Annotated in this window: 23 protein-coding genes; 8 read left to right on the top strand and 15 right to left on the bottom strand. The window is 39.2% G+C overall.

Annotated elements, in window-relative coordinates; all coding sequences use genetic code 11:
- Positions 1–31 precede the first annotated feature (31 nt).
- From ACZ5L8_RS00565 to ACZ5L8_RS00545, 5 genes are all read right to left on the bottom strand, one after another.
- Positions 32–211, bottom strand: coding sequence for a zinc ribbon domain-containing protein (locus tag ACZ5L8_RS00565; RefSeq protein ID WP_462599421.1), 180 nt, complete (start codon positions 209–211; stop codon positions 32–34).
- Positions 211–1,557: a TolC family protein gene (locus ACZ5L8_RS00560; protein WP_464438986.1), complete on the bottom strand. Its 1,347-nt coding sequence runs from the start codon at positions 1,555–1,557 to the stop codon at positions 211–213. Before ACZ5L8_RS00560 ends, ACZ5L8_RS00565 begins: the two co-directional genes overlap by 1 nt.
- Positions 1,547–4,744 carry an efflux RND transporter permease subunit gene (locus tag ACZ5L8_RS00555; RefSeq protein WP_464438984.1) on the bottom strand — a complete coding sequence of 1,066 codons (3,198 nt, stop codon included), beginning with the start codon at positions 4,742–4,744 and terminating at the stop codon, positions 1,547–1,549. Before ACZ5L8_RS00555 ends, ACZ5L8_RS00560 begins: the two co-directional genes overlap by 11 nt.
- Positions 4,745–4,747: 3 nt before the next feature.
- Positions 4,748–5,890, bottom strand: a complete 1,143-nt coding sequence (locus ACZ5L8_RS00550) for an efflux RND transporter periplasmic adaptor subunit (protein WP_464438982.1) — start codon at positions 5,888–5,890, stop codon at positions 4,748–4,750.
- A 77-nt stretch (positions 5,891–5,967) separates the two neighbouring features.
- On the bottom strand, positions 5,968–7,878 hold the full coding sequence (locus ACZ5L8_RS00545; RefSeq protein WP_462599424.1) for an ABC-F family ATP-binding cassette domain-containing protein: 1,911 nt from the start codon (positions 7,876–7,878) through the stop codon (positions 5,968–5,970).
- A gap of 135 nt (positions 7,879–8,013) precedes the next feature.
- Between ACZ5L8_RS00545 and ACZ5L8_RS00540 the strand changes: the two genes are divergently transcribed.
- Complete coding sequence (locus ACZ5L8_RS00540) at positions 8,014–8,406, top strand: DUF983 domain-containing protein (protein WP_462600460.1); 393 nt, start codon at positions 8,014–8,016, stop codon at positions 8,404–8,406.
- Here the strand turns inward: ACZ5L8_RS00540 and ACZ5L8_RS00535 are convergent.
- From ACZ5L8_RS00535 to ACZ5L8_RS00500, 8 genes are all read right to left on the bottom strand, one after another.
- The gene (locus ACZ5L8_RS00535; RefSeq protein ID WP_464438981.1) at positions 8,399–9,454 is read right to left on the bottom strand and encodes an NAD(P)/FAD-dependent oxidoreductase; all 1,056 of its coding nucleotides are present in this window, start codon (positions 9,452–9,454) and stop codon (positions 8,399–8,401) included. The two genes, ACZ5L8_RS00540 and ACZ5L8_RS00535, sit on opposite strands and share 8 nt — an antisense overlap.
- 71 nt (positions 9,455–9,525) lie before the next feature.
- Complete coding sequence (gene porN / locus ACZ5L8_RS00530) at positions 9,526–10,419, bottom strand: type IX secretion system ring subunit PorN/GldN (RefSeq protein WP_464438979.1); 894 nt, start codon at positions 10,417–10,419, stop codon at positions 9,526–9,528.
- 12 nt (positions 10,420–10,431) lie between these two features.
- Positions 10,432–11,964, bottom strand: coding sequence for a type IX secretion system motor protein PorM/GldM (gene porM / locus ACZ5L8_RS00525; RefSeq protein WP_464438977.1), 1,533 nt, complete (start codon positions 11,962–11,964; stop codon positions 10,432–10,434).
- Positions 11,965–12,001: 37 nt separating this feature from the next.
- On the bottom strand, positions 12,002–12,652 hold the full coding sequence (gene porL / locus ACZ5L8_RS00520; protein WP_464438975.1) for a type IX secretion system motor protein PorL/GldL: 651 nt from the start codon (positions 12,650–12,652) through the stop codon (positions 12,002–12,004).
- Positions 12,653–12,710: 58 nt separating this feature from the next.
- Complete coding sequence (gene porK, locus ACZ5L8_RS00515) at positions 12,711–14,078, bottom strand: T9SS ring complex lipoprotein PorK/GldK (protein WP_464438974.1); 1,368 nt, start codon at positions 14,076–14,078, stop codon at positions 12,711–12,713.
- 145 nt (positions 14,079–14,223) lie between these two features.
- Positions 14,224–15,390 (bottom strand): formimidoylglutamase, encoded by a 1,167-nt coding sequence (locus tag ACZ5L8_RS00510; protein WP_464438973.1) that lies wholly within the window; start codon positions 15,388–15,390, stop codon positions 14,224–14,226.
- A gap of 6 nt (positions 15,391–15,396) precedes the next feature.
- Entirely contained in the window at positions 15,397–17,889 is a 2,493-nt protein-coding gene (topA, locus tag ACZ5L8_RS00505; protein ID WP_464438971.1) for a type I DNA topoisomerase, read from the bottom strand.
- Positions 17,890–18,058: 169 nt separating this feature from the next.
- A complete protein-coding gene (locus tag ACZ5L8_RS00500) occupies positions 18,059–18,211 on the bottom strand; it encodes a hypothetical protein (RefSeq protein ID WP_464438970.1) in 153 nt (50 codons plus the stop codon).
- Between the two features lie 115 nt (positions 18,212–18,326).
- Between ACZ5L8_RS00500 and miaB the strand changes: the two genes are divergently transcribed.
- The 7 genes from miaB to groL all read left to right on the top strand — a co-directional run bounded on the left by miaB (position 18,327) and on the right by groL (position 24,907).
- A complete protein-coding gene (gene miaB / locus ACZ5L8_RS00495) occupies positions 18,327–19,772 on the top strand; it encodes a tRNA (N6-isopentenyl adenosine(37)-C2)-methylthiotransferase MiaB (protein ID WP_464438968.1) in 1,446 nt (481 codons plus the stop codon).
- Positions 19,773–19,775: 3 nt separating this feature from the next.
- Positions 19,776–21,038, top strand: coding sequence for a sigma-54 interaction domain-containing protein (locus tag ACZ5L8_RS00490; RefSeq protein WP_464438967.1), 1,263 nt, complete (start codon positions 19,776–19,778; stop codon positions 21,036–21,038).
- Positions 21,039–21,088: 50 nt separating this feature from the next.
- Positions 21,089–21,604 (top strand): LptE family protein, encoded by a 516-nt coding sequence (locus ACZ5L8_RS00485; RefSeq protein WP_462599435.1) that lies wholly within the window; start codon positions 21,089–21,091, stop codon positions 21,602–21,604.
- A complete protein-coding gene (locus ACZ5L8_RS00480) occupies positions 21,605–22,429 on the top strand; it encodes a hypothetical protein (RefSeq protein ID WP_464438965.1) in 825 nt (274 codons plus the stop codon).
- A gap of 8 nt (positions 22,430–22,437) precedes the next feature.
- Entirely contained in the window at positions 22,438–22,782 is a 345-nt protein-coding gene (secG, locus tag ACZ5L8_RS00475) for a preprotein translocase subunit SecG (protein ID WP_464438964.1), read from the top strand.
- A 147-nt stretch (positions 22,783–22,929) separates the two neighbouring features.
- Positions 22,930–23,208, top strand: a complete 279-nt coding sequence (locus tag ACZ5L8_RS00470) for a co-chaperone GroES (RefSeq protein ID WP_464438963.1) — start codon at positions 22,930–22,932, stop codon at positions 23,206–23,208.
- A 58-nt stretch (positions 23,209–23,266) separates the two neighbouring features.
- The gene (gene groL, locus ACZ5L8_RS00465; RefSeq protein ID WP_464438962.1) at positions 23,267–24,907 is read left to right on the top strand and encodes a chaperonin GroEL; all 1,641 of its coding nucleotides are present in this window, start codon (positions 23,267–23,269) and stop codon (positions 24,905–24,907) included.
- Positions 24,908–25,003: 96 nt separating this feature from the next.
- On the opposite strand, the gene ACZ5L8_RS00460 is transcribed toward groL, so the two are convergent.
- Positions 25,004–25,438, bottom strand: coding sequence for an exosortase F system-associated membrane protein (locus ACZ5L8_RS00460; RefSeq protein WP_464438961.1), 435 nt, complete (start codon positions 25,436–25,438; stop codon positions 25,004–25,006).
- Positions 25,435–25,974 carry an exosortase family protein XrtF gene (gene xrtF, locus ACZ5L8_RS00455; protein ID WP_464438959.1) on the bottom strand — a complete coding sequence of 180 codons (540 nt, stop codon included), beginning with the start codon at positions 25,972–25,974 and terminating at the stop codon, positions 25,435–25,437. The genes ACZ5L8_RS00460 and xrtF overlap by 4 nt, the downstream gene beginning before the upstream one ends.
- Positions 25,975–25,998 lie beyond the last annotated feature (24 nt).

Here is a 25,998-nt window from a genome sequence, read left to right as displayed (position 1 = left end):
TTTCAATAATTTATACAAGTTAATCTTACATTTACTGTTCAATACTGTTTGCCTGAAAAGTTTCAAGTTCGCCATCTGAAAAAGAATATGAAACTTCAATAGGATTACAGCATATCTCACAATCTTCAATGTACGTTGTAGATACTGATGGATCAAGTAACATACTGATCTCTTCCCAGCAATACGGACATTGAAAATAGTGTTCTATCATTAAAATTCTACATTAAGCAGTTGACCAACTAATTGCAACAATTGAAGCTCGGCTAGTTTAGCATCATACTTCGCTAGATTTTTATTCGTCTTTGCGTTAATGAGATTAATTTGAGCTTGTCTGTACTCAATAGAAGTGATCTGGCCTATTTTAAAACGCTCTTCAGAACGCTCAAAATTATTTTGATTCGTGATCACATTTTGCTCTTGGATCTCATAAACCTCAAGCGAGTTCTGATAATTACCCCAAGCATTTGCAATATCTCTTTGAATATTAAGCTTCACCTGCTCCTTTGCAAGAAGACTACTTTCTTTATTGATCTTAGCGTTGCGAACGGAGTTTATCGTTCCACCACCGTCAAAGAGATTCCAACGCAGGTTAACACCTGCAGACAAGCCTGTAACTCGCGATGTACTTCCTGGAGCATTAAAAATAGGGTTAGGCGGACTAATATTCTTATTCCAGCCGTAAGAACCTATCAAGCCCACAGTAGGTAAATAGCCGCTTTTTGAGACTTTAATGTCAAATTCACTAAGTTGGATATTAGATTCGCTTTGCAATATATTCACGTTGTTCTGCAATGACTCGTCGAGGTAAGTTTTTAGCGTAAGCGCAGGAATAAATGAAACCAGCGTATCAACACTAAAACCAGTTTCCATATCTCTACCCATCACAACATTAAGATCACGCTTTGTGTTTTTTAATTGTTGTCTTGCATTAAGCAGCGCAATACTATCATTCGTAACATCTACACGTGCATTAAGCACCTCAAGACCGGTAGCTTGACCAAAGTCAAAAGCATACTCTGAACGCGTAACTCTGTTGCGCGAAGTTTCAATTGTTTCTTCAAGAATTTGTACGTTTTCTGTTAAACGCGCCACTTCAAAATAGACTGAGAATAATTGCAAAACCGTATTCTCAATGGTTTCACGAACCTGCAAACCGGTGAGGTTATACGATTCTTGCAGACGCTTGTAATTATACAATCTGCCCAAACCATCAAACAATGTATATTCTAAATTCAATGAAGCGTTGTAGGCCTTAGACTCGGCATCTTTAAGCTCTGTAGCCTCCTGACCGTTTCTTTGCTGCAATCTATTCTGGATATCATAATTTGCTCCAGCTGATCCATAAACCTGCGGCAAATAACCAGAATTCAAAACACTGGCATTATTCTCTGCAACTTCAAGATCGTTAGTTGCTATCTCAATATCATAATTCTCTTCAAGCGTGATCGCGATCGCTTCTTCTTTAGTAAGCTTTTCTTGCGCTTGCGCGAAAAAGACTACTACAAAACATAAAAAGAAGAACAAGCTATTTTGTTTCATCGTAAGACTATTTTTCATGCTCTTCATTTTTTTGCTCTTTGATCGCACGTTCAACATCTTCTCTTTCTATCTTATTTCCTGTTTTAAGCCAATGCACTTTAGTCTTGATCGTATTACTTACCGAAAGCAATAACGGCAACATCAATAAAGTAAGAATAGTTGCTACAGCTATACCGTAAGAAATAGAGATCGCCATAGGTTTTAAGAATTGTGCTTGTCTACTCTTTTCCATCAATAAAGGAGCAAGACCAGCGATAGTTGTTAACGAAGTCAAGAAAATCGCTCTAAAACGCGCTCTTCCTGCTTCGTAAAGCGCATCCTGAAACTTAACACCTTCCCGCAAATAACTATTGAATTTACCAATAAGCACAAGTCCATCATTTACCATGATCCCTATCAAAGCGATAATACCAAGCGCAGAAAGAACGTTGATCGGGAAGCCATGAATGTAATGACCCCACGCCACACCAATTACACTAAAAGGTATCATCAAGATCAACATTAATGGTTGGCTATAGGATCTAAATGTAAATGCGATCGTTGCATAGATCAAGAATAAAACCACCCAGATCACCTCGTTTGCAGAGCGCTCTAACTTTTCGGCTTCGCGGTTTTGACCTTCATAAGAAACGGTAAGTGTTGGGTATTTTGACAATAGATCTGGCATCACATTTAAGCGAATATCTTCAAGAATTTCAGTAGAACTTCCATTAGGATCTTCCATATCTGCGTTTACCTGTATCTCGCGTTTACCATCAAGGTGACTAATAGATTCGTCGCCACGCTCAATGCTGTAAGAGGCTATTTCGCCGAAAGGCACACGATTACCATCTGGAGTAATAATACGCATCTCATCAAGATCATTTATCGAGCTACGATCCTTCCTGTCATAACGCACCCACACACGAATCTCATCCTGCCCACGCTGAAAACGCTGCGCTTGCAAACCGAAGAATCCTGCGCGAACTTGGCTCATCACCGCATTAAGATTAAGACCCAAAGCGTAAGCATAATCTTTAAGTTCAATACGAATTTCTTTTATCCCAAGCGGATCTGTATCTGTCACATCCTTAAGAACAGGATTTGCCTCAAAAATGGCTTTAAGTTCTTCTTTAGCAGCCTCAAGTTCCTCTGTATTGTTACCTAGCAGAGCTACAGATATTGGGCTTCCGCCAAAATTACCACCAGACCCAAACGTAAGACGCTCAACCCCAAAGACTGGCCCTACCTCGTCACGAATGCTGTTTGTAATATCTGGCGAACTAAAATCTCGCGACTCACCTGGAAGCAGGTTTACTCTAAGCGAAGCTTTGTTATTACCAGGGCCTACACGTTTTATAATATTTTCTACCACCTGAAGATTGCCGGTTTGCTTTGCTGTGTACTCATCATTCACTCGCCATGCAGCATCTTCTACCATGCTGATAATGCTATCAGTAATTTCTGGGTTTGTACCCTCTGGCATTAAAAGATCAATACTCACCTGATCACTGGCAATTGCAGGGAATAATGTAACTCTTACAACATTACCGTTAATAGATGCGATCGTGATCATTAAAAGTCCTAGCAGAACTGAGAATGAAAGAAATCTATTATTCAGCGTAAAACGCAACATAGGGCTGTAAATATTATCACGCAGCCACTGCATGATACGGTCTCCCACCTCGTTAATTCTACGCATGTTGTAGAAAAACTTATTGAGACCTTTTTTCTTTGCGATGTCTTCTTTAGACTCAACCATTAATGCTTTAGAATGCGCAATGTGAGCAGGAAGAATTATCAATGCTTCTACTAGCGAAACTACAAGTGTGAGAATCACCACGACAGAGACTTCACTAAAGAATTTACCTATCCTACTATCCAGAAATAAGAAAGTAGAGAATGCAAGAACCGTTGTAATAATTGCCGAAACAATAGGCGGGATCACCTCTAGTGTCCCATCAATTGCAGCTCGTATGGGACTTTTACCCATCTCGTAATGCTGATAGATATTTTCTGATATTACAATACCGTCATCCACCAGAATACCTATCACAATGATCATCCCGAAGAGTGAAAGTACATTTATCGTAACATCAAATCCGCTTGCAAAAATGAACATTCCTAAAAATGCTACAGGAATACCTGCGGCAACCCAAAATGCTAAACGCGTATTTAAGAATAACGACAGGAAGAACAGTACCAAAAGAATCCCTTGAATACCGTTTACAACAAGCAAATTCGTTCTTTGGTGTAATCGTATTGAAGAATCAAAAACTACATCGAGATGTACTCCTGTGTGTCTTTCATTAAAATCTTCAATATATTCATTTACCTTTTCGGCGGAAGCCAAAAGATCTTCACTATTTGTATTACTTATCTCAACATTTACAGCAAGATTACCATTAAAGTAAGACGCATTGGGATTCTCAGAAAAACGATCTCTGATCTCTGCAACATCTTCTAGACGCACGGTTGTACCATCAGGATTTGCACGAACCACAAGATAATTGAGTTCGTTACCGTAATACGACCTGTTGTTTGCTCGTATTAAATAATCTTCGGCTTCTGTTTTGATGTTTCCACCGGTGGTAAGAATATTTGCTCTCGAGACGGCGTTTGCCACATCGCTGAAGGTAAGCCCGTATGCAAGCAAGTCGTTTTCGCGTACAGCGATCTCGATCTCCTCATCAGGATAACCAGAGATCTCAATTTGAGAAATCCCGTCCATCGCACGAAGATCAAACTCTATCTGACGAGCGATCTGCTTTAAACTTGATAGACTCACGCCTTTACCGCTCACGGCGAAACCAATGGTAGGACGTGTTGCTTCTTGCTTAGCCACAACCAGCGGCTCCATCCCAGAAGGAAAACTAGGAACACGGTCTACCGCATTCTTAATTTCGCTAAGCATTACATCAATATCTTCGTCATCATCAACCTCTACAGTAACACTACCGCCATTTTCACGCGAAGTAGAAGTTACACGCTCAATACCTACAAGGCCTTTAAGGTTATCTTCTATTTTAAGAATAATACCTTCTTCTATCTCTTGAGGAGCAGCACCAGGATAAGTAACACTAATGTTAATGATCTCTGATTCTTGCAGCGGGAAAAATGAAGATTGCATCCTGAAGATCCCCACAACACCAAAACAAAGAAAAGCTAAGATCACGATGTTTACCGCAACCTCATAACGTATAAAATACTCAATAATCTTGCGCATTCGTTATGATTTTTGCTGTGATTGTGACTGCGACTTCTCTTCATAAACCTTTACAGGCATGCCTGCAAAAGATCCAGGAACAGATCTTGAAAGTAGTTGTGTACCATCAGGCACACCTTTTACCACAACATCTTTATCAGAAAAATAAACAGTGTTTACATCAATAAGATCAAGAATACTGTCTTTAACAATGTATACTTTAGAATTATCCACAAGTAGCTTACGCGGAATTCTTATTGCATTTTCTTCGTTTTTAGCTTCAAGCTGTGCTTCAAGATACATGCCTTCTTTAAGGTCGTCATAGCCCTTAACCTCGATAAAAACTTGAATGGTTTGAGTACTTTGATTAACTCTTGCGTTTACACGCGAAACCACTCCTTGGTAATTACGAATACCATCAAGGTCTGAAAGCATTACCTTCTCTCCTACTTTAAGAAGATCACTGAAACTTTTGCTAATCGCCACTTCCAGTTCAAAAACCGAAGTATCGATGAATTCCCCTAGCTTTTGCCCAGAGCGAACTAAAGTTCCTCTAGTAACAAGCGCTTCTGTTAGCACTCCGCTAAAAGGTGCGGTGATGCGATATTTACCTAAACGCTGTTCTAGGTTTTTAATATTGTAATATGAACTATAAATCCCACGACCAGTAATGAAGTATTTCTCCTTCTCTGTAGAAGCTTCTGGAAGTGCAGGTGTTCCTTTATTTATATCAAAATTATTAAGATACGCTTGCCATTTTGGGTAGATCTCAGGATAATCTAATCTAAGATCTGGCATGATAGAAGTCACAAGATTATACAACTCACTTTTAGCAGATTGTACGCTTGCATAATATTCTGAAGCGTCAAGATTTAAAAGCGTCTCGCCTCTATTGTATTGTTGACCTGGTTTAAATGCATGAGCACTGTTTCTAAAAACTCCCTGAACTTCAGCATAAAGTTCTAATCTGTTTTTTGCAACAAGGTTACCGTTTGCAGGAATAATGATAGGAACGCTACCGTTTTGAACATTTTCAACAAAAACAGTTTTAACGACTTTGTTTAATTGTTGAGGTTTTTCTTCAACTCTGTTCCAGATAAAATAAGTAGCTACCGCTGCAGCTAGAATAAACACAACAGCGATAATGTAAAGAATAGTTTTGCGCATTGATATTGATTGGTTAATGCAAAAATTGTAAAAATATCTACAAGATTGCGCGCAACTGATGATTAAAAACTAAAGAATTAAAGAGACTCTAATGATTCTGATATCTCTTCCCATTCATGCATTAATTTCTCCAGGCGCTTTTTCTTAGACTGGTATTTATCAAAGAAGTTTAATTGCGCGACAGTTTCTTCATAATTCACTTGCAGCTGCACATCTATTTCTTTGATCTCTTTTTCAAGCTTTTGTATCTCAGACTCCACTTTACTTAACTTGTTAGAAAGTGATTTTTGCTTGCGCTGATCTTCGTAAGAAGCCTTTGGTTTTTCTTTCTCAACAACCTTCTCGACCTTTTTTTCAACCTTCTCAACATCTCTAAGGTTTGTGATCGCGCGCTGCTCAAGATAAAAATCTATATCGCCCAGATATTCTTTGATCTTATGATCTTTAAACTCATAAACCACATTTGTAAGTCCTTGAAGAAAATCTCTATCGTGAGAAACTAATATTAAAGTTCCCTCAAAACGATTCAGAGCGTCTTTTAAAACGTTCTTAGACTTTATATCAAGGTGGTTTGTAGGCTCATCCATTACAAGCACGTTGAAGGGTTGTAGCATCATTTTGGCTAAAGCCAACCTATTACGCTCACCACCAGAGAGCACTCGCACGTATTTATCTACTTCCTCGCCTCTAAACAAGAATGCACCAAGAATATCACGCACTTTACTGCGGTTTTTCTCATTTGCCGCATCGATCATGGTGTCAAGAACGGTTTTACTACCATCCAGATATTCGGCTTGATTTTGCGCGAAATACCCTATTTGCACATTATGACCAAGCTTAAGTTCACCTTGATATTTTATCTCACCTACGATGATCTTAGCCAGTGTACTTTTTCCTTGACCATTTTGACCTACAAATGCTGTTTTACTATCGCGCTCAATAAGAAGATCAATGTTATTAAGCACTTGCTTATCGCCATAATTCTTTGTGATATCATCTGCTTCAACCACAACTTTACCCGGCACCACAGAAACCGGAAAGTTTAAAGTCATCACACTATTATCATCTTCATCTACCTCAATAAGCTCCATTTTATCAAGCTTCTTGATCAGCGATTGCGCCATACTGGCTTTTGAGGCTTTCGCCCTAAATTTCTCAACCAGCTTTTCTGTGCGCTCTATTTCCTTCTGCTGATTCTTATGAGCAGCAAGTTGTTTTTCTTTAATGTCTTTGCGCAACACAAGATATTCTGAATACGGCTTAGCATAATCGTAAGCTTTACCCAAGGAGATCTCAATAGTGCGATTCGTAACGTTATCTAGAAACATCTTATCGTGAGATACAATCATTACCGCGCCGCGATAATTGCGCAAGAAGCTTTCTAACCAAATGATAGATTCAATATCAAGGTGATTTGTAGGCTCGTCCAGAAGTAGAATATCATTATCCTGAAGTAGCAGTTTTGCAAGTTCAATACGCATACGCCAACCTCCAGAAAAAGTATCTGTCAACTTATCAAAATCTTCACGCTTAAAACCCAGACCTAACAGAATACGCTCTGTGTCTCCTTGATAATTATAACCGCCGTGAATTTCATATTGATGTTGCACATCGTTAAGCGAGATCATCAAGTCATTATAACCCTCACTTTCATAGTCTGTGCGCGTTGCCAGCTGAGTATTAATTTCCTCTAACTGCGCTTCAAGATGCTTGATCTGCTCAAAGGCTTGATAAGATTCTTCAAGAACGGTGCGCCCTTCTACAAAATCAATATCCTGCTTCAAGAAACCTATAGTCGTCTCTTTATCTGTCGCGATCTGGCCTGTATCATATTCTTGCTCTTTAGAAAGAATACGCAACATTGTAGATTTTCCGGCACCATTTTTACCTATAAGTCCTACGCGATCACCATCGCCCAGTCTAAAGGTTACTCCATCAAACAAATATTCTCCCTGAAATGAAACAGAAAGATCATGAACATTAAGCATTGCTACTGATTTTTGGCAAAGGTATTATTCTGGGCAGATATTTTTTGGCTGCAGCCAAATATTAAAAGAAAAAATCCAAATGTGTTACTTAAGTTACCGTCTTACGATTCAAAATATCGATATTTTTGTAGTATGATGAAGTTTATGAAAGGTACTAAATTATATAGCATTCTCACCGGGAAATGCCCGGTTTGCCAAGAGGCTAACATGTATGTTGAAAGTAATCCATACAAAGTTTCAACCACCTTGAAAATGCATGAACATTGCCCGCATTGTCACACAAAATTTAAGATCGAACCTTCATTTTTTTATGGCGCGATGTACGTAAGTTATGCTGTGGGTATCGCATTTGCAGTGGCAGCTTTTGTGATCACACACGTATTTTTAGGTGGAAATTTGTTGGTTTCTTTTCTTGCGATCGTGGGTACTTTGATCTTTTTCTTACCTATCATCAGCAGATTGAGTCGCAACATCTGGATCAACTTCTTTATGAGTTATGACCCAGAAAAAGCCAAAGCCACTAGCTAAACTTAGACGCAAAACGTATCAAATCTACATCAGGATCTAGCTCCTCACCGGCTTCTAGATAGTTATAAAGCATATCTGCCAGATAAACCGACATCATGATGCCACGCGTTCCTAAACCGTTAAGCAGCGCTAGATTTTTATAGTGCGGATGCTTACCTAGCAGCGCCCTGCGGTCGCCTGTTGTGGGTCGCATACCTGCAATTTGATCTACCAAGGTGTATTCGCAATTTATTACAGATTCAAGCTTTTGCTGTAATTCTTCTTTCGCTTCCGCGGAAGGGAGCCAATCTTTATCCTGCCAATTGTAGGTAGCCCCTACTTTGTACAGATCTTCTCCCAGCGGAATAATAAATATGGATGTCTTTACAGCCGCATCAATATCTAATTCTGGAGCTTTAATGATCATGTATTCTCCTTTATTCCCCACTAATGGAAGCTTCCCAAAAAATGGATTCTGCTTAACGCCAAAACCTTCAGCAAACACTATCCTACTTGCTTTTATGTTTTTGTAAATCACATGATTCTCTTCGTGTGTTACTGCGTCATGTTGAAATTCTTCATTGTAAAAACTAGCTTCTGCATGAAGTTTTTTCGCGTAAGCGTTAAGAAGCTCATTGATCTGCAGTCTACCGGTTTCTTTAACATGACCTAGATGATGCGGCGCGTTAAACGAAGTATTTTTATTCTTGACAAGAACTGGATCTAGAAAGCGCTTAAGATCTTTTTTGTCTGTTGCTTCATACCAGTTGTTCTGATCTTCAATTGAAGCAAGCACGCGATGCACAGGAAGCTCAACAAACGATTCAACATCACATTGCTCGCCAATTTCTTTGAAGAAAGGCAAAGCCATATCAAATTGCTCTTCGGCCTTCCATGGTAAGGTATATCTCTTTAAGATCACAGGGTTATATAAACCAGCGGCAACTCGGCTAGCTGACCTTCCTTCTGCATCATAAACAACAAAGGTCTTACCGTTATCCTGAAGTATTTTGGCGAAAGCCATACCCGCAAGACCAAATCCTACAATTATATAATCTACCTGTTTCATCACCTCAAATGTACGGCATAAAAAAGCGCCTTTAAAAAAGGCGCTTTTGATAATTTATATGATCGTGCGGACTAGTAGTTCCACATATCCATCTCAAAGTTTCTGATTTGCTCTTTAAGTCTTTGTGACTCTAGAAGCTGCATCATAGAATTCTGGTTGATGTAATCTTGAACTGCTCTGTCTCCCTGAATATTATCTACTTGATAGATCATCCCGTTAAATCTACGTGAGTTTAACAAGTGATCAAAAGATAATGGTTGTGCAGAGTTCTGCGGATTGAAGACCTTCGCTTCATGCAAAACATCACGCGCTCCCGGGAACCAAACCCAAAATAAAGGAACGAACACCTGCTCAGTTTCGTCATCAATAAAGTTAACGTCTGGAGCAACTGGAGCGATAGCGATCATTCTGTATTTTAACTCGCCTTGACGTTTATCAAAATACCAGTAACCACGAATCCAATATTGCTCAATATCTGCAGCAGATAGATCACGACGATCTATATACTGTGCATCTACACGCCCCTCTGCATTGAACTGACGACGACCTGCATCTGTAGTATCAACTTTAGAAAGTGCTGTCTTGATATCCTCTAGTTCGATCTTCTTATTAAAATAAGAATCTGAATAGATGTCTATCTTTTGTGCTGTAGCAGCAGATTTTAATACATCATAAAGTGATCTACGATCAGAACCGATATTGTTTGTATCTATAGGATAGTATAGCGGAAAATTCACTCTTTCATCAAGATCAACAACTTCCCAAACGTTCTTGCCCCACAAGACATCACGACTATCAACATATCCATACTCCAATGGTCTATCGTTATCTGCCTTTTTTTGCGCTTCGGTTTTATCAAACATCTCACCAGGAGTTTTTGCATTCAAGATATTTTCTTGAGCAACTACTGATGCGCCACACAAAAGCGAAAACAAAGCACCATACACAAACGACTTAGGGCTCATAGCTTTTTAATTTTAATTAGTTAATTCAATCAACACAGGAGAAACCTTAGGAAGCATATAGCCTGAGTTCCCTCTAATTTGTGCATTGATATCAAATATCTGAACTGTAGATCCGCGTGGTGCTCTATTAAGAACATCAGCCGCACGACCATCTAGCTTACTACCATTTACCTGAACAGAAGGCTGACCTGGAACGCTGAATTTAAATCCTGTAACAACAATATCAAGATCAAAATCAAAGTCTGGCAACTCAGCACTTACCGTTGAAATTGCAAGTTGGTTTTTTTGCATTTTTGCCATACCAGTCTCACCACGAATTGCTCCAACAGGACTAGGTATATCTTTAATTCTAAAAGTTTTGCTATCGGTAGCATTTCCGCCATCAGGCAAAACTGCTGATACGTTTATCTTAACTTCATATCCACTTCCTGGACGCATTACATAGCTACTACCATTAACTTTAGAAAGACCTGTTGCATTAGCAGTAACGTTATTATCAGACACACCTGCAAAACCAATTGTCATTGGATTCTCTACACCACGATATACAACGTTCATTTTATCTGCTGAAATCGTAGCAGAGTTAGGACGATTGATAACTGCGTAAGAATCTTTGAATGGAAGTGTAACAACCTCGTCACCTTCTTTAAATTGCAGTTCACCAACGATCTCCTGAGTTCCTACATTTCCTGCTGGGAAATCTAACAAGATCTCACCATTAGTAGCTTGCATTTCCTTACCTCTTACTATGATCTTATCAAAGGATGTTGAGTTGTCATAACGACCTAAAACAACTTTACCTTTAAAATTCTCACCAGAATAGAAAGCTGATTTCTCAGGCAAAACAATAGCTTGGTAGTTATTCATAGATAACTGTGCCGCTTGCTCACCTTGAAGCATTGCAGAAAGCAATTCATTTTGAATCGCCTTGATGTCTGCTTGCATTTGCGTCATCTTAGTACGAGAAGCAATAGAAGGATAACCTTCATAATGGTAGTGCATCCATTCTATTTTAACTCCATCTCTATTCTCCTCAACACCAGTATAGAACTTCTTCTCTAGTTCTTCAGCGATCTGTGGATAAGATTCACCCACGATCTCGATCATACCATCACGATACTTCTCGATATTATCTTTAAAAGCTTGCCCTTCCGGAGAAAGGTTATCACCGTTAAAAAACTTCTGATTAAGATAGTCTCCTTTATCCTGAACCTCATAGTCAGTAGGATCCTCGAATTCTTTGATCATGTCAGCTTTTACACCAGCTATATAATCATCTAATCCACTAGAAAGAGTTTCAACTTCCTGTGCTTCTTTAATTAGATCACCATATTGCTCTGGTTGCTCTGAAGCTTTGCCTTGTAATGAGGCTAAGAAAGCTTCGTTTCTATTATCAGCTGCAATGTTCGCATCTGATATTTTTTCGTTAAGGATACCAAAAGCAGAAAGTACTTCTTTAGACATATTTAATGCAAGCATCGCGATAAACACGAGATACATCAAATTAATCATCCGCTGCCTTGGTCCCATTTTTCCACCTGCCATATTATGTAGTTTGTAGGTTTATATGATAAGTGTAAAATTATTTTCTGTTCATTGCAGATAGCATACCACCATAAACTCCATTTAATGAAGAAAGGTTTGTGGTAAGACTTTCCATTTGCTCTTTAAGTCTACCTGCGTTAGCAGCAACTTCGCTATTGATCTCCGCTTGACGACCTGCAGTTTCAACTTGCACTTTATAAAGACTGTTTAAAGATTCAAGTTGGACAGCCGCAAGAGACATCTCTTCGCTGTATTTCTTAGTAGAGTTCATCGCTTCAGCAGTAGGAGCCATTGAAGATGCAGCACCTTCAAAGCTTTTAATGCTTGTACTAAGACTATTCATTAGTTCTGCATCGATGCGAGCGTCCTTAAGCATTGCATCAAGCTTTTTGCTTAAAAGACCATCTGCTTCAGTAGCTTCTTCTTTAGCGATCGCTCTTTGTTTTGGCGTTCCACCAGCAAGCTCTGGATAAACAAGAGACCAATCTACTTCTTCTTCCACTGGTTCAAATGCCGCTATTGCGAAAATTACCGCCTCAGTAATTAGACCAAGTGCAAGAAGAACTGTACCATTAAGTGGGCCTATCTCCCAGTGCGTAAGTTTAAAGAGGGCTCCAATAATTACTACAGACGCTCCAAGGCCGTAGGCCATATTAAAGATCTTCTTCGTTCTTTTAGACTGTGCCATTTTGTTTTTTAATAGATTAAGTTAGAAATTAGGTTAGATATTTGGGGTTAAAAAAATTCTAGTTAGTCGCCTTTTTAGTGTTCACTTCTCCATCAGTTCCTAAGAAATCCTGCACTGTTCTAAAGCCAATGTAGCTTCTTGCTGAGTCAGCATACTCATAATCACGTGTACTTACCTGTAGGAAGTAAGCAACGTCTTTCCATGAACCACCTCTTACTACCTTACGCATATTCTTATCATCTTTCACGTTAGGGTTCATTGTAGAAATATATTCATATGCATTAGGATCGTAGGCAGTCTCTACCCATTCTGAAACGTTACCTGCCATGTTATAAAGATCATAATCATTAGGCTCATAACTATCTGCCTCTACGGTGTACAGCGCTTGATCTGCTGCATAATCACCTCGCAATGGCTTAAAGTTTGCTAAGAAACAACCTCTGTCATTTTTAGCATAAGGACCACCCCATGGGAAGGTAGCACTCTCTAGACCTCCACGAGCAGCATATTCCCACTCTGCTTCGCTAGGTAATCTAAATTTATTTACAAGCTCTTTATTGCTTCTTCTTCTTACTGCATTTTTATAATCTGTTCGCCACTGGCAAAAAGCTTTTGCTTGATCCCAACTAATTCCTACTACTGGATAATCATCATAAGCACTATGCCAGAAGTAATCATTATGCATAGGCTCATTATAAGAATAAGTAAAGTCTCTTATCCAAACTGTAGTATCTGGATAAATAGGCACTTCTTCAGTCTTGATATATTCTCTACGTTTACCTTTTTGGCGCGCAGCAGCCTCAACATCTAAATATTTATACTTATAGATAAGTTTTTCTACATCTATTGTGCGCTCACCATTATATGCTTCCTCAAGTGGAATATACATTGTATCCATTACCTCAACATAGTACTCATCTGGATAATCCATAGGATCATCAATAAGATCTATATCCCAGTTAAGTTTACGTTGACTATAATCATCCGTAAAGCTGTAGTAATTGTCATACATGTACTGCTCATAAGGAGTAAGCTCTGCTTCTGGATCTGTATCCTTGAAAGCATATTCACCTATACCTCCATTACCAGGAGTTTCACCAACAAGTTCTGCAGTAATAGCCAGCTTTGCACGGGTAACAGAGTCTCTTACCCATTTAACAAATTGTCTGTATTCTGAGTTTGTGATTTCGGTTTCATCCATGTAGAATGAACGAACGGTAACGGTCTTAGTAGGCGCATCTTTAACGGCAGCGATATCATCATCACTTTTACCCATTATAAAAGCTCCCCCAGAAACCAGGGTCATCCCATAAGGTTTCTCAGGGTTCCATTTTTTACCCTCGGCGCCCACAAGTTCACCCCTATCATTGCGACCACAACTTGTCAATAAGCTCACAATCGCAATCACTGCAACAAACTTCTTCATAGGTAGTATTAGGTTAATTCTGAATTTGGAGGCGTAAACCTATTTATAAAATCTTAAAAAAGCAATTTTTTAAGATTAAAAAGAATTTGAAAAAAGCCCTCTAATTCAGCGTGTTTTAGTATATCTTATTAATAATTATTTCTCTCTAAATCTCGTTTTTACGTCTTGCCTTATACCAGCGTTCTGGTATTTCTTGATTACAAGCGTTTAAATAATCCTGATGCGTGCATGGTAATAACGTGTGTCTTTTTAATTTATTATTAACACCTTGCACAAACGGTATTTCTATCCACCAGCGATCTGTATTCTCACTCTTGTAAAAACTAAGCACCTCATCATCAACAGGAACCGAGTAATGTAAGAACTCATTCAGGCGATCTGCAAGTCTTTCATTTACTCTATAATTCACTCCTTCTACAAAATACCACATCATCTGTGCGACTAGTGAAGCGGGTATGATCGGTTTTGGCGTAAGCCTATATTCAAAAATCCCAAATGCACTCACTCTGTCACTTATACCTGCATATCTCGCGATCGCACAAGCCTCTCTACCATTTAATCCATTAGGCGAATCTTCAAACATATGCCCAAGATCTGCCCCTTGTATCGCAGCAAGATCAAAAGTCACAATATCTGCATCGCGCACTACCGGCTCTACAACCTTAACATCCTGCGTTACCGTGCCTAATCTATAAGAATCAAAATAAAGACGCTCCATAAGATCGATCTCATCCTGACTATTTAAAAATGTCTGATAACCCAGACTTGAGTAATTAAACAAATTATATGGTTGATCAACAATAACTTTACCAACAAAGGATTTATTGTTCATCGGCAGACTGCTATCTCCTAGATCAAAACGACTATCCACATTTACCAGATTCACCATCTGATCTAGCTTGTCATACGCTCTATAAATAGGATATGTAAGATCATGCGAACCACCTAAGAACACAGGAATTATATCTTTCTTAAAAAGAAATTCCATGAGTTGCCTTACGGCGAAAAACGTATCCTGAAGACTATCTCCAGCATCAATATCTCCCAGATCTGCGATCACTTTATCCCAGTTACCTGGAAAAAGCTGATAAAAAGCCCTACGAATACTTGAAAAATCTGGTTTTTCATCAAGAAGATCAATACCTCCTCTATTCTCTCTAATACCAACAATTGCAATTCGTACACCATCAAGATCCGGCATTCCATCCTGCGCGCTGTGCAAAAGCATATTCTGCCCTAGACATTGATTATGAAAAAGCTGTGCGTGTGCGATTACCGCATCACTTATAGGTAAAAGAGTTTCTAGAGGCATTAAACCTTACTTTTTTGCTGTACTTTTTTTCTTTCTAGTTGTTTTCTTTTTGGCGCCAGCCTGCTTCTCTATAATATCTTTTACTTCTTCTAGAGTAAGTTTTGCTGCGTCAACGGTTTTAGGAAGTTCGATCTTAGTTTTACCTTTTATGATATTTGATCTTCCCCAACGTGCTTTTTCTACACGTATTCCTTCTTCTTCAAAATTATGAATGATCTTCTCGCGCTCCTTCTTCTTCTTATCCTCGATCAATTCTTCGATATCGTCACCGCTTAAATTATCAAAGTCATATTTCTTATTGACGTTGATAAAAATGCTATTCCATTTTATAAAAGGACCAAAACGACCTACACCTTTTTGAACCGGCATGCCTTCATATTCATAAATAGGTGCATCTGCTTTTTGCTTCTCCTTAATATATTCTACTGCCTCATCAAACTCCACATCTAGCGGATCGCGACCTTTCGGCAAAGAAATATATTTTTTTCCAAATCTCACATACGGTCCATAACGACCATTATTCACCTCTACTTTTTCTCCTTCATACTCTCCTAGATCCTTAGGAAGTTTAAAAAGATCCATCGCTTCTTCAAAGGTGATCGTCTCAAGATTTTGATCAGGACTTAAACTTGCAAATTGTGGTTTTTCTTCATCTTCCACAGTACCTATCTGCACCATTGCACCATAACGGCCCAATCTTACGCTTACAGGTTTTCCTGTTTTTGGGTCGGTGCCCAAAACTCTTTCTCCAACTTCGCGCTCTGCATTTTCAGCAACATCCTTTACATGTGGATGAAAGTCTTTATAGAAATCTTTCATCATATGCGTCCAGTCTTCTTTACCGTCTGCGATATCATCAAAGTTCTCTTCTACCCTTGCTGTGAAGTTATAATCCAGAATGTTTTCAAAATGATTCACAAGGAAGTCATTCACCACCATTCCTGTATCAGTAGGCACGATCTTACCTTTATCACTACCCACTTTTTCAGTAAGCACTTCTGCTTTCACTTTTCCGCTTTTCAGCGTAAGCTTATCATAATTGCGCTCGCTACCTTCCACATTACCCTTCTCAACATATTTTCTGTTTTGAATTGTGGTAATAGTTGGCGCATACGTAGATGGACGACCAATGCCCAACTCTTCTAATTTCTTAACTAAAGAAGCTTCTGTATAACGATATGGTGGTCGTGTAAAACGCTCTGTTGCTGTGATGAAAATATTATCAAGCTGCTCGCCTTCTTTTAATGGAGGCAGGATTCCGCTTTCTTCTAGATCTTCGTCATCTGTACCCTCAAGATACACATGCAAGAAACCATCAAATTTCAACACCTCACCATTTGCAGTAAAATGATCTGAGTGATTTGAAGATTCGATATGCACATTTGTGCGCTCTAGCTCTGCTTCACTCATTTGAGATGCGATCGCACGCTTCCAGATCAACTCATATAATCTAGCCTGATCACGATCTATATTTACAGAATGACGACTAAAGTCTGTAGGGCGAATCGCTTCGTGAGCTTCCTGCGCACCTTTAGTCTTTCCTTTATAATCGCGTGCTTTATGGTACTTTTCACCATAAGCGTGAACGATCTCTGCCTGCGCTGCATTCTTAGCATCACCTGAAAGATTCACACTATCTGTTCTCATATAAGTAATAAGACCGGCTTCATACAAACGTTGCGCCAGTGTCATGGTTTTACTCACTGAGAAATACAACTTTCTTGAAGCTTCCTGTTGCAGCGTAGATGTTGTAAATGGTGGAGCCGGAGATTTTTTTGCCGGCTTTGTTGAAAGCGAAGCAACTCTAAAAGTCGCATTTGCGTTAGCCTGCAAGAAATCTTCTGCAGCTTTCTTATTATCTAAATTCTTAGGAAGTTTTGCCTTAAGCGTTTTGCCATCTTTATTAGCAAACTCAGCATCTACTCTAAAATAATCTTGTGGCTCAAAGGCCAAAATCTCTCTCTCGCGCTCTACAATTAATCGCACGGCAACACTTTGCACGCGACCAGCCGAAAGACCGCCTTTTACCTTTCTCCAAAGAACCGGAGAAATTTCGTAACCCACCAATCTATCAAGAACACGACGCGCTTGCTGAGCATTTACAAGATTGTAATCTATGGTTCTGGGATTTTCTATCGCCTTAAGAATGGCTTTTTTAGTAATCTCAGAGAAAACAATACGTTTTGTTTTGTCTTTATCTAGTTTAAGCTCCTCTGCCAGGTGCCATGCAATCGCCTCTCCTTCACGGTCCTCATCACTTGCTAGCCATACAATCTCTGCTTTACTCGCTAGATCCTTTAGCTTTTTCACAACCGACTTCTTATCGCTTGACACTTTGTATTTCGGAGTAAAATCGCCTTCTACATCTACCCCTAATTCCTTAGTAGGCAAATCTGCAATATGACCAAAACTACTTTCTACCTTATAATCCTTACCCAGATACTTCTCAATAGTTTTTGCCTTTGCCGGCGACTCTACGATGACTAGATTTTTTGCCATAAGTTTTTGTTTTCTGAGAAGAAAACTGCGATTATTCCTGCTAATACAGCTGTAAAATCAGCTTTCCCCTTTCGGCAAAAGTATGGTAAAAAAATTTGTGTCACCTAATAAAGCATAATAGACTGCACATAAATTAGTGGTAAAACATGCACTTAAACCGAAAAAGAACCTATTTCAAAGTATAAGAACTGATATCTTCCAGGCCATCATCTTTGTATGAATATTGACGAAGTGTATTATCTCCTATCATCAATAATTTATCATTAAGCGGGATGACGTCATATATATTAATGTCTATAATTACGTTCTTAGCGCTGCGCACACAGCTATACTTTTTTCGCTTAAAGCGAAAAAACCTCAAAAACAATTTCTGCCACTTTGTCACTATTTGCATTCGTTGTATCTTTGCGCACTCTTTTTAGCACAGACAGGAATTTATGGAGAAGGTAATTGATGAAAAAATCCAAGGGCAAGCACTTGTTCTGGATGGTGACAATGCAAATAGCAAGAAGCTTTTTATAGAAAGTTATGGCTGCCAGATGAATTTTAGCGACAGCGAGATCGTTGCTTCTATACTTGCAAAACAAGGTTATAATACCACACAAAGTCTAGAAGAAGCAGATCTTGTGCTTGTAAACACATGTAGCATTCGCGAGAAAGCTGAGCAAACCGTGCGCAAACGCCTGGAAAAATACAACGCTGTTAAAAAGATAAATCCTTCTATGAAGGTGGGCGTTTTAGGCTGTATGGCAGAGCGTCTTAAAAGTAAATTTCTTGAAGAAGAAAAGATCGTTGATCTTGTTGTAGGCCCTGATGCTTACAAAGATCTACCTAATTTAATAAGTGAAGTTGAAGAAGGTCGCAATGCAGTGAACGTCATCCTTTCTAAAGAAGAAACGTATGGTGATATCTCGCCAGTGCGTTTGCAAAGTAACGGCGTATCTGCTTTTGTGAGTATCACACGTGGTTGCGATAATATGTGTACGTTTTGTGTAGTGCCTTTTACTCGTGGTCGTGAGCGCAGTCGTGATCCTCAAAGTATCATTGAAGAAATTAATGACCTTGCGGCAAAAGGTTTTAAAGAAGTAACACTTCTTGGCCAGAACGTAGATAGCTATTTATGGTATGGCGGCGGACTCAAAAAAGATTTTGAAAAAGCCAGCGAAATGCAAAAAGCCACGTCTGTGAATTTTGCTAAACTACTAGAACTTGTAGCCATTGCACAACCTAAAATACGTATTCGTTTTTCAACGTCAAACCCACAGGATATGACGCTTGATGTGATCGAGAGCATGGCAAAATATCCTAACATTTGTAAATACATTCACCTGCCGGTGCAAAGCGGTAGCGACAGGATTCTTAAGGCGATGAATCGCTTGCATACACGCGAGGAATATTTTGAACTTATTGACAACATTCGCAAGATCATACCAGATTGTGCGATCTCTCAAGATATGATCACAGGTTTCCCTACAGAAACAGAGGAAGATCATCAAGACACCATCAGCTTGATGGAGTATGTAAAATATGATTTCGGTTTTATGTTCGCTTATAGCGAAAGACCAGGCACAATGGCCGCTCGTAAGCTAGAAGATGATGTCCCTGAAGAAACAAAAAAACGTCGCTTGCGCGAAATAATCGCACTTCAGCAAGAGCATTCTCATTACAATACTCAGAAGCAAGTAGGTCAAACTGTAGAGATCCTTATTGAAAAATCTTCTAAAAAAAGTGACGCACACTGGAGCGGAAGAAACTCGCAAAACACCGTTGCGGTTTTCCCAAAAAAGCATTACAAACCAGGAGATTTTGTAATGGTAAAGATCACTGATTGTACAAGCACTACTTTATTAGGAGAAGCGGTAGGATATTCAGAAAACAACTAAACAATGGAATCAGTTCATGCGATAAAACAGCGCTTTGGCATCATAGGAGATGATCCCAAGCTTAACCGTTCCATTGAGAAAGCGATACAAGTTGCACCCACAGATATTTCTGTACTTGTAACTGGCGAAAGTGGTGTGGGAAAAGAAAGTATTCCACGTATTATTCACTCGCTTTCACATAGAAAGCATAATAAATATATTGCCGTAAACTGCGGTGCGATCCCAGAAGGAACGATAGATAGTGAACTTTTTGGTCACGAAAAAGGCGCCTTTACAGGAGCTACGCAAACCCGCAGCGGATATTTTGAAGAAGCAGACGGCGGAACGATCTTTCTTGACGAAGTGGGAGAATTACCGCTTCCCACGCAAGTGCGATTATTGCGCGTTTTAGAGAATGGCGAATTTTTAAAAGTAGGTTCGTCAAAAACTCAAAAAACTGATGTTCGCATTGTGGCAGCTACAAACGTCAACATGTTTGAAGCTATCAAGAATGAAAAATTCAGAGAAGATCTTTATTACCGTCTTAGCACGGTAGAGATCCATTTACCACCGCTTCGCGATCGTAAGAATGACATTCATTTACTGTTCAGGAAGTTTGCCTCAGATTTTGCAAATAAGTATAAAATGCCCACCATTCGTCTTGAGGACGATGCGGTAAATATGCTTTTAAAATACCGCTGGAGCGGAAATATTCGTCAGTTGAGAAATATTGCCGAGCAAGTTTCAGTCTTAGAGCAAAACAGAAACATTTCTGCTGACAAGCTAAGATCATATCTTCCAGATGTGGGAAGCAATTTACCTGCCGTTGTAAAGCCAAAGAACAGCGAAAGCGACTTTAGCAGCGAGCGAGAGATTTTGTACAAAGTGCTTTTTGACATGAAAAGCGACCTCAACGATCTTAAGAAACTCACGCTAGAACTCATGGAAAAAGGCAATAGCGCAGAGACTCAAGAAGAGAATAGATCACTTATCAAGAAGATCTACAGCTCAAGCCCAGAGGAGGAAGCCTTTGACGCAAGCGAAGACATCACAGAGGTTTTGCATATTCCGCAAGAAGCCTCTAACGCAAACATTGAGGATATAGGCGACAAATATCACTTTGCCGAGGATGTTGAGGAAGAAGAAACGCTTTCTTTACAAGAAAAAGAATTAGAGCTTATCCAGAAATCGCTAGATCGTCATAACGGTAAGCGTAAGGCTGCCGCCAAAGAACTTGGCATCAGCGAACGCACACTTTACCGCAAGATCAAGCAATACGACCTCTAGGACACTTTAAAAAATTTACCTACGTTTAGGTTTCAATAGAAGTTACTTTCATGAAAAATAGAATAAAGACAATTCTTTTTGGCGTAAGCCTACTCACCTTAACCAGCTGTGGCTATTATGGCTTTACTGGCGTTTCTATTGAACCTGGCACTGAGACTTTTCAGGTAAATAATTTCACAAATGACGCTCCACTTATTGAACCCGGACTAGATCGCGATTTTAGATTTGCACTCCAGGATCTGATACAGAATCAAACTAGCCTTAGCCTTGTTCCTAGTGGTGGTGACCTTATTTATGAAGGTGAGATCGTAGATTATTATATCGCTCCACAAACCGCAACATCAGATAATCTTGCGGCACAAAACAGACTTACTATAAGTGTAAATATTAGGTTTATCAACACTAAAAAAGAAGACGGTAGTGACGACTTTGAACAGCGTTTTTCTTTCTACGTAGATAGACCAGGAACACAACAACTTGTGGGTGCAGCGCTAGATGACGCTGTTGCAGAGATCTTTGAAAGATTAACTCAAGATATTTTTAACGCCTCACTTGCAAAGTGGTAAATGAATACACAAACCTTTACATATCTTCTAGAACATCCTGAGCGCCTTACTGCAGAGCAAACTAAGCAACTGCAAGACGTTCTGGATAAATTTCCGTTTTTTCAAGCGGCAAGAAGTGTATATCTCAAAGGTTTAAAAAACGCTGATAGCTTTTTGTATAATAACCAACTTAAAGTCACCGCAGCACACACGCAAGACCGCGCGATACTTTTTGATTTCATCACATCAGAGGCTTTTCAGCAAAATGATATTAGCGAGCAGATCAAGGAGCAAGAATCTAAGCTAAGAGACATTTATGTTCACGAGGCGCATGACGTTTCTTTACAAGTTGAACAAGAAGAATTAAAGAAGGCAAACGATGTTCTTGATCCAGATTTCTTTGTAAGAAAAGAACCAGAACAAGAAATTCCTGCACCTGGTAGCCCTATAGATTTTACTCAAGATGACACGCATTCCTTTGGCGAATGGTTAAAACTCACAGCGCTTAAACCTATAGATCGCTCTAGCGAAAAGGAATCTGACACAGAAGAAGAGGTAGATCCTGAAAGAGAAAAGAAATTTCTCATCATTGATAAGTTCATCAAAAACGCGCCGAAAATCAAGGTGAAGCCGCCAGAAGAAACTATAAAAAGAAATCTGGCAAGCGAACAAGAGCTACCACCCGAAACCCTCATGACCGAAACACTGGCAAGGGTTTACACAGAACAGAAGAATTACAAAAAGGCCAAAATGGCTTACAAGATTTTATGTTTGAAATATCCCGAAAAAAGTGGTTTCTTTGCAGACCAAATTCGGGCAATAGAAAGATTGCAGGACAATAAATAATAAAAATTATGTTTTTAATATTCTTAGGGCTTATCGTAGTTGTAGCATTTTTGCTAATCGTTGTGATCATGGTACAAAACCCTAAAGGTGGAGGTTTATCATCTAGCTTTGGCGGTGGTGGAACAAAACAAATGGGTGGTGTAAAGAAAACCACAGACTTTCTTGACAAAAGTACATGGGTACTAGCAACATTGCTACTAGTACTTATCCTTATAAGTAACGTTACCATCTTTGGTGGTGTAGATGCAGAGTCTAAGCTAATACAAGGTGAAGATCAAGAGCAAACTATCTCTCCTGCGCAAGAAGCGCCTGCCACTACTCCTGCCACATCAGCGGATAGCACGTCAAACTAATGACACTTTATACCATATAAAATTATTAAGACCGCAATTATGCGGTCTTTTTTTTGCCTTTTTGTCAGCCATACGTAGCTGGCATAATTTCTGTCCAAAAGCACATGGACATTTAAAAAATTAGTTAAACATAAAATCAATAAAACAATGGGAGTAAATTTTAAACCTCATGGTGACAGGGTTCTTGTTGAGCCTATGGCTGCTGAGACCAAAACCGCTTCTGGAATCTATATACCAGACACTGCAAAAGAAAAACCACAACAAGGTAAAGTTGTAGCTGTAGGAGATGGTAAAGAAGATCAAAAAGTTTCTTTCAAAGAAGGTGACAACGTTCTTTATGGGAAGTATTCTGGTAGCGAAATCAACATTGAGGGCAACACTTATCTCATCATGAGAGAAGATGACATTTTGGGAACCCTATTGTAATCTCATAAATTAACCAATTCATTTTTTCGCTATAGCGAAAACAATAAAATCTTAAACAATGGCAAAAGATATAAAATTTGATATTGAAGCAAGAGACGGCATTAAGCGTGGCGTTGATGCTTTAGCAAATGCTGTGAAAGTAACTTTAGGGCCTAAAGGTCGTAACGTTATTATCAGCAAATCATTTGGCGCACCAGTAGTAACAAAAGATGGTGTGTCTGTAGCAAAAGAAATTGAACTTGAAGACGCTCTTGAAAACATGGGCGCTCAGATGGTAAAAGAAGTTGCTTCTAAAACTAACGATCTTGCAGGTGACGGTACAACTACCGCAACTGTACTTGCTCAAGCTATCGTAGCAGAAGGTCTTAAGAACGTAGCTGCTGGTGCAAACCCAATGGATCTTAAACGTGGTATTGACAAAGCAGTAGAAGCGATCACAAAAAATCTTGCAGAGCAAACTACTGAAGTAGGTGACTCATCTGAAAAGATCAAGCAAGTTGCATCTATCTCTGCAAACAATGATGAAGTTATCGGTGAGCTTATCGCTGAGGCTTTTGGTAAAGTAGGTAAAGAAGGTGTTATCACTGTAGAAGAAGCAAAAGGAACGGATACTTATGTAGACGTTGTAGAAGGTATGCAGTTTGACCGCGGTTACCTTTCTCCATATTTCGTTACAAACAGCGAAAAAATGCAAACTGAGCTAGAGAATCCTTACATCTTGCTTTTTGACAAGAAGATCTCTTCTATGAAAGATCTTCTTCCTGTACTTGAGCCAGTAGCTCAATCTGGTAAGCCTTTGCTTATCATCGCAGAAGATGTAGATGGTGAAGCTCTTGCAACTCTTGTTGTAAATAAACTACGTGGTGCACTTAAGATCGCAGCTGTAAAAGCTCCAGGTTTTGGTGACCGTCGTAAGGCAATGCTAGAAGATATTGCAATTCTTACTGGTGGTACTGTAATTAGCGAAGAGCGTGGTTACACTTTAGAGAACACTACTGTAGATATGCTAGGAACTGCAGAGAATGTAACTATTGATAAAGACAACACTACTATCGTAAACGGTGCTGGTGTAAAAGAAAATATCGAAGCTCGTGTAGGTCAGATCAAATCTCAGATCGAAACTACAACTAGTGAGTATGATAAAGAAAAACTACAGGAGCGTCTAGCTAAATTAGCTGGTGGTGTAGCTGTACTTTATGTAGGTGCTGCTTCTGAAGTTGAAATGAAAGAGAAAAAAGACCGTGTAGATGATGCACTTCACGCAACTCGTGCTGCTGTAGAAGAAGGTATCGTTGCTGGTGGTGGTGTAGCACTTGTGCGCGCTAAGACAACTCTAGAGAGCATCGAGACTGAAAACCTTGACGAAACTACAGGTGTACAGATCGTGAACAAAGCAATCGAAGCGCCGCTTAGAACTATCGTTTCTAACGCTGGTGGAGAAGGTTCTGTTGTGATCGCTAAAGTTATGGAAGGTAAAGATAACTTTGGTTACGACGCAAAATCAGAAACGTATGTAGATATGCTAGAGCAAGGTATTATAGACCCTAAGAAGGTAACTCGTATCGCTCTAGAAAATGCAGCATCTGTATCTGGTATGATCCTTACTACAGAGTGTGCATTGATCGACATCCCAGAAGAAGCTCCAGCTGGTGGCGGTATGCCAGGCGGAATGGGTGGCGGTATGCCAGGAATGATGTAATCATCACCTTATATAAATTTAAAAAGGCCATTTGCAAATCGCAGATGGCCTTTTTTATTTTGTATTTATAGAATCAAACACCACATAGCCACTCTTCTATTTTTTAATTTTCTTTTGATAATAAAACGCCGGCAGAAGAATGATCAAAAGCAAAGGCTGTATTAAAAATCGGCGTACATAAAACAACGCCATATAATTACCATCATGATAATTGCAAACTAAATACGAGAACAGCGCGATAAGAATTACAAATGCGATAACATAAAGCAAAGCAGCAAATTTAATTGTTGCGCTTTCGCGGAAGCAAAACCAGAGGATCAAAAGAGAAATTCCTGTATTCATTAAAAATCTCAGACTCGTAAATAATAAAATCTTCAAAAAGTCAAGATCTGGTAACGCCGCCTCGCTGGTATAATCATGCTTAAAAAAGTCAAGCAATGGATCGTAAAAAAGAACATTCTCAAAAGCTCTGATCGCTGCCAAAACACAAAAAAGCAACAACACTATAATGATGGTTATCGCTCTTTTCATTTTTTAGAAGTTGCGCGATTAACCCAATAGATCCACAGCAAGAATACAAAACCATAGATCACCGCTGGGAATACAATATCATGCAAAACATCTCTATATTCGGGATATTCATAAAGTGCAATGGTTAGTAAAGCGATCCTAAAAATATTCAGAACATAAATAGCTACAAGACCTAGCAAAATGAACAAAATGGTCTTACGCCAACCATTAAAAAAAGCCAGAACGAACGCCACGAACAAGATCATCACACTCACAGCATTACAACCTTCCACAACTCTAGAGAGATAAGCATCATTGATAAGCAACTTCATGCAAGCATCTGTAGGATGTGGCTCTGTGTATGATTCATAACCAAAAATCTCTATCGCCCACGAACTTTGCTCTGCCACAACATGCGTGATATATTCAGGATAATATTGCTGAGACTCGGCATGATTTAAGTAATAATTATAGCAAAAAGAAAGCACAAGATAAGTGCCCAGAAATGTAAGGATAAATCGAAGTACCGACTTATATTTGCGAACTATTTGCAGCATGAGCACGTTTTGCTAATGCGCCAA

The sequence above is a fragment of the Leeuwenhoekiella obamensis genome, assembly GCF_055391795.1.
The sequence above is the reverse complement of the archived record's forward strand: the minus strand, read 5'-3'. Positions and strand labels throughout refer to the sequence as shown.

Bases quoted from the DNA above. Each gene is read 5' to 3' on its own strand.
- porK (WP_464438974.1), bottom strand. From the start codon at position 14,078: ATGAAGAAGTTTGTTGCAGTGATTGCGATTGTGAGCTTATTGACAAGT.
- ACZ5L8_RS00565 (WP_462599421.1), bottom strand. From the start codon at position 211: ATGATAGAACACTATTTTCAATGTCCGTATTGCTGGGAAGAGATCAGT.
- ACZ5L8_RS00480 (WP_464438965.1), top strand. From the start codon at position 21,605: ATGAATACACAAACCTTTACATATCTTCTAGAACATCCTGAGCGCCTT.
- groL (WP_464438962.1), top strand. From the start codon at position 23,267: ATGGCAAAAGATATAAAATTTGATATTGAAGCAAGAGACGGCATTAAG.
- porN (WP_464438979.1), bottom strand. From the start codon at position 10,419: ATGAGCCCTAAGTCGTTTGTGTATGGTGCTTTGTTTTCGCTTTTGTGT.
- ACZ5L8_RS00470 (WP_464438963.1), top strand. From the start codon at position 22,930: ATGGGAGTAAATTTTAAACCTCATGGTGACAGGGTTCTTGTTGAGCCT.
- miaB (WP_464438968.1), top strand. From the start codon at position 18,327: ATGGAGAAGGTAATTGATGAAAAAATCCAAGGGCAAGCACTTGTTCTG.
- secG (WP_464438964.1), top strand. From the start codon at position 22,438: ATGTTTTTAATATTCTTAGGGCTTATCGTAGTTGTAGCATTTTTGCTA.
- ACZ5L8_RS00535 (WP_464438981.1), bottom strand. From the start codon at position 9,454: ATGAAACAGGTAGATTATATAATTGTAGGATTTGGTCTTGCGGGTATG.
- ACZ5L8_RS00485 (WP_462599435.1), top strand. From the start codon at position 21,089: ATGAAAAATAGAATAAAGACAATTCTTTTTGGCGTAAGCCTACTCACC.
- ACZ5L8_RS00550 (WP_464438982.1), bottom strand. From the start codon at position 5,890: ATGCGCAAAACTATTCTTTACATTATCGCTGTTGTGTTTATTCTAGCT.
- ACZ5L8_RS00510 (WP_464438973.1), bottom strand. From the start codon at position 15,390: ATGCCTCTAGAAACTCTTTTACCTATAAGTGATGCGGTAATCGCACAC.
- xrtF (WP_464438959.1), bottom strand. From the start codon at position 25,974: ATGCTGCAAATAGTTCGCAAATATAAGTCGGTACTTCGATTTATCCTT.
- porL (WP_464438975.1), bottom strand. From the start codon at position 12,652: ATGGCACAGTCTAAAAGAACGAAGAAGATCTTTAATATGGCCTACGGC.
- ACZ5L8_RS00490 (WP_464438967.1), top strand. From the start codon at position 19,776: ATGGAATCAGTTCATGCGATAAAACAGCGCTTTGGCATCATAGGAGAT.
- ACZ5L8_RS00545 (WP_462599424.1), bottom strand. From the start codon at position 7,878: ATGCTTAATGTTCATGATCTTTCTGTTTCATTTCAGGGAGAATATTTG.
- porM (WP_464438977.1), bottom strand. From the start codon at position 11,964: ATGGCAGGTGGAAAAATGGGACCAAGGCAGCGGATGATTAATTTGATG.
- ACZ5L8_RS00540 (WP_462600460.1), top strand. From the start codon at position 8,014: ATGAAGTTTATGAAAGGTACTAAATTATATAGCATTCTCACCGGGAAA.
- topA (WP_464438971.1), bottom strand. From the start codon at position 17,889: ATGGCAAAAAATCTAGTCATCGTAGAGTCGCCGGCAAAGGCAAAAACT.
- ACZ5L8_RS00555 (WP_464438984.1), bottom strand. From the start codon at position 4,744: ATGCGCAAGATTATTGAGTATTTTATACGTTATGAGGTTGCGGTAAAC.
- ACZ5L8_RS00560 (WP_464438986.1), bottom strand. From the start codon at position 1,557: ATGAAAAATAGTCTTACGATGAAACAAAATAGCTTGTTCTTCTTTTTA.
- ACZ5L8_RS00460 (WP_464438961.1), bottom strand. From the start codon at position 25,438: ATGAAAAGAGCGATAACCATCATTATAGTGTTGTTGCTTTTTTGTGTT.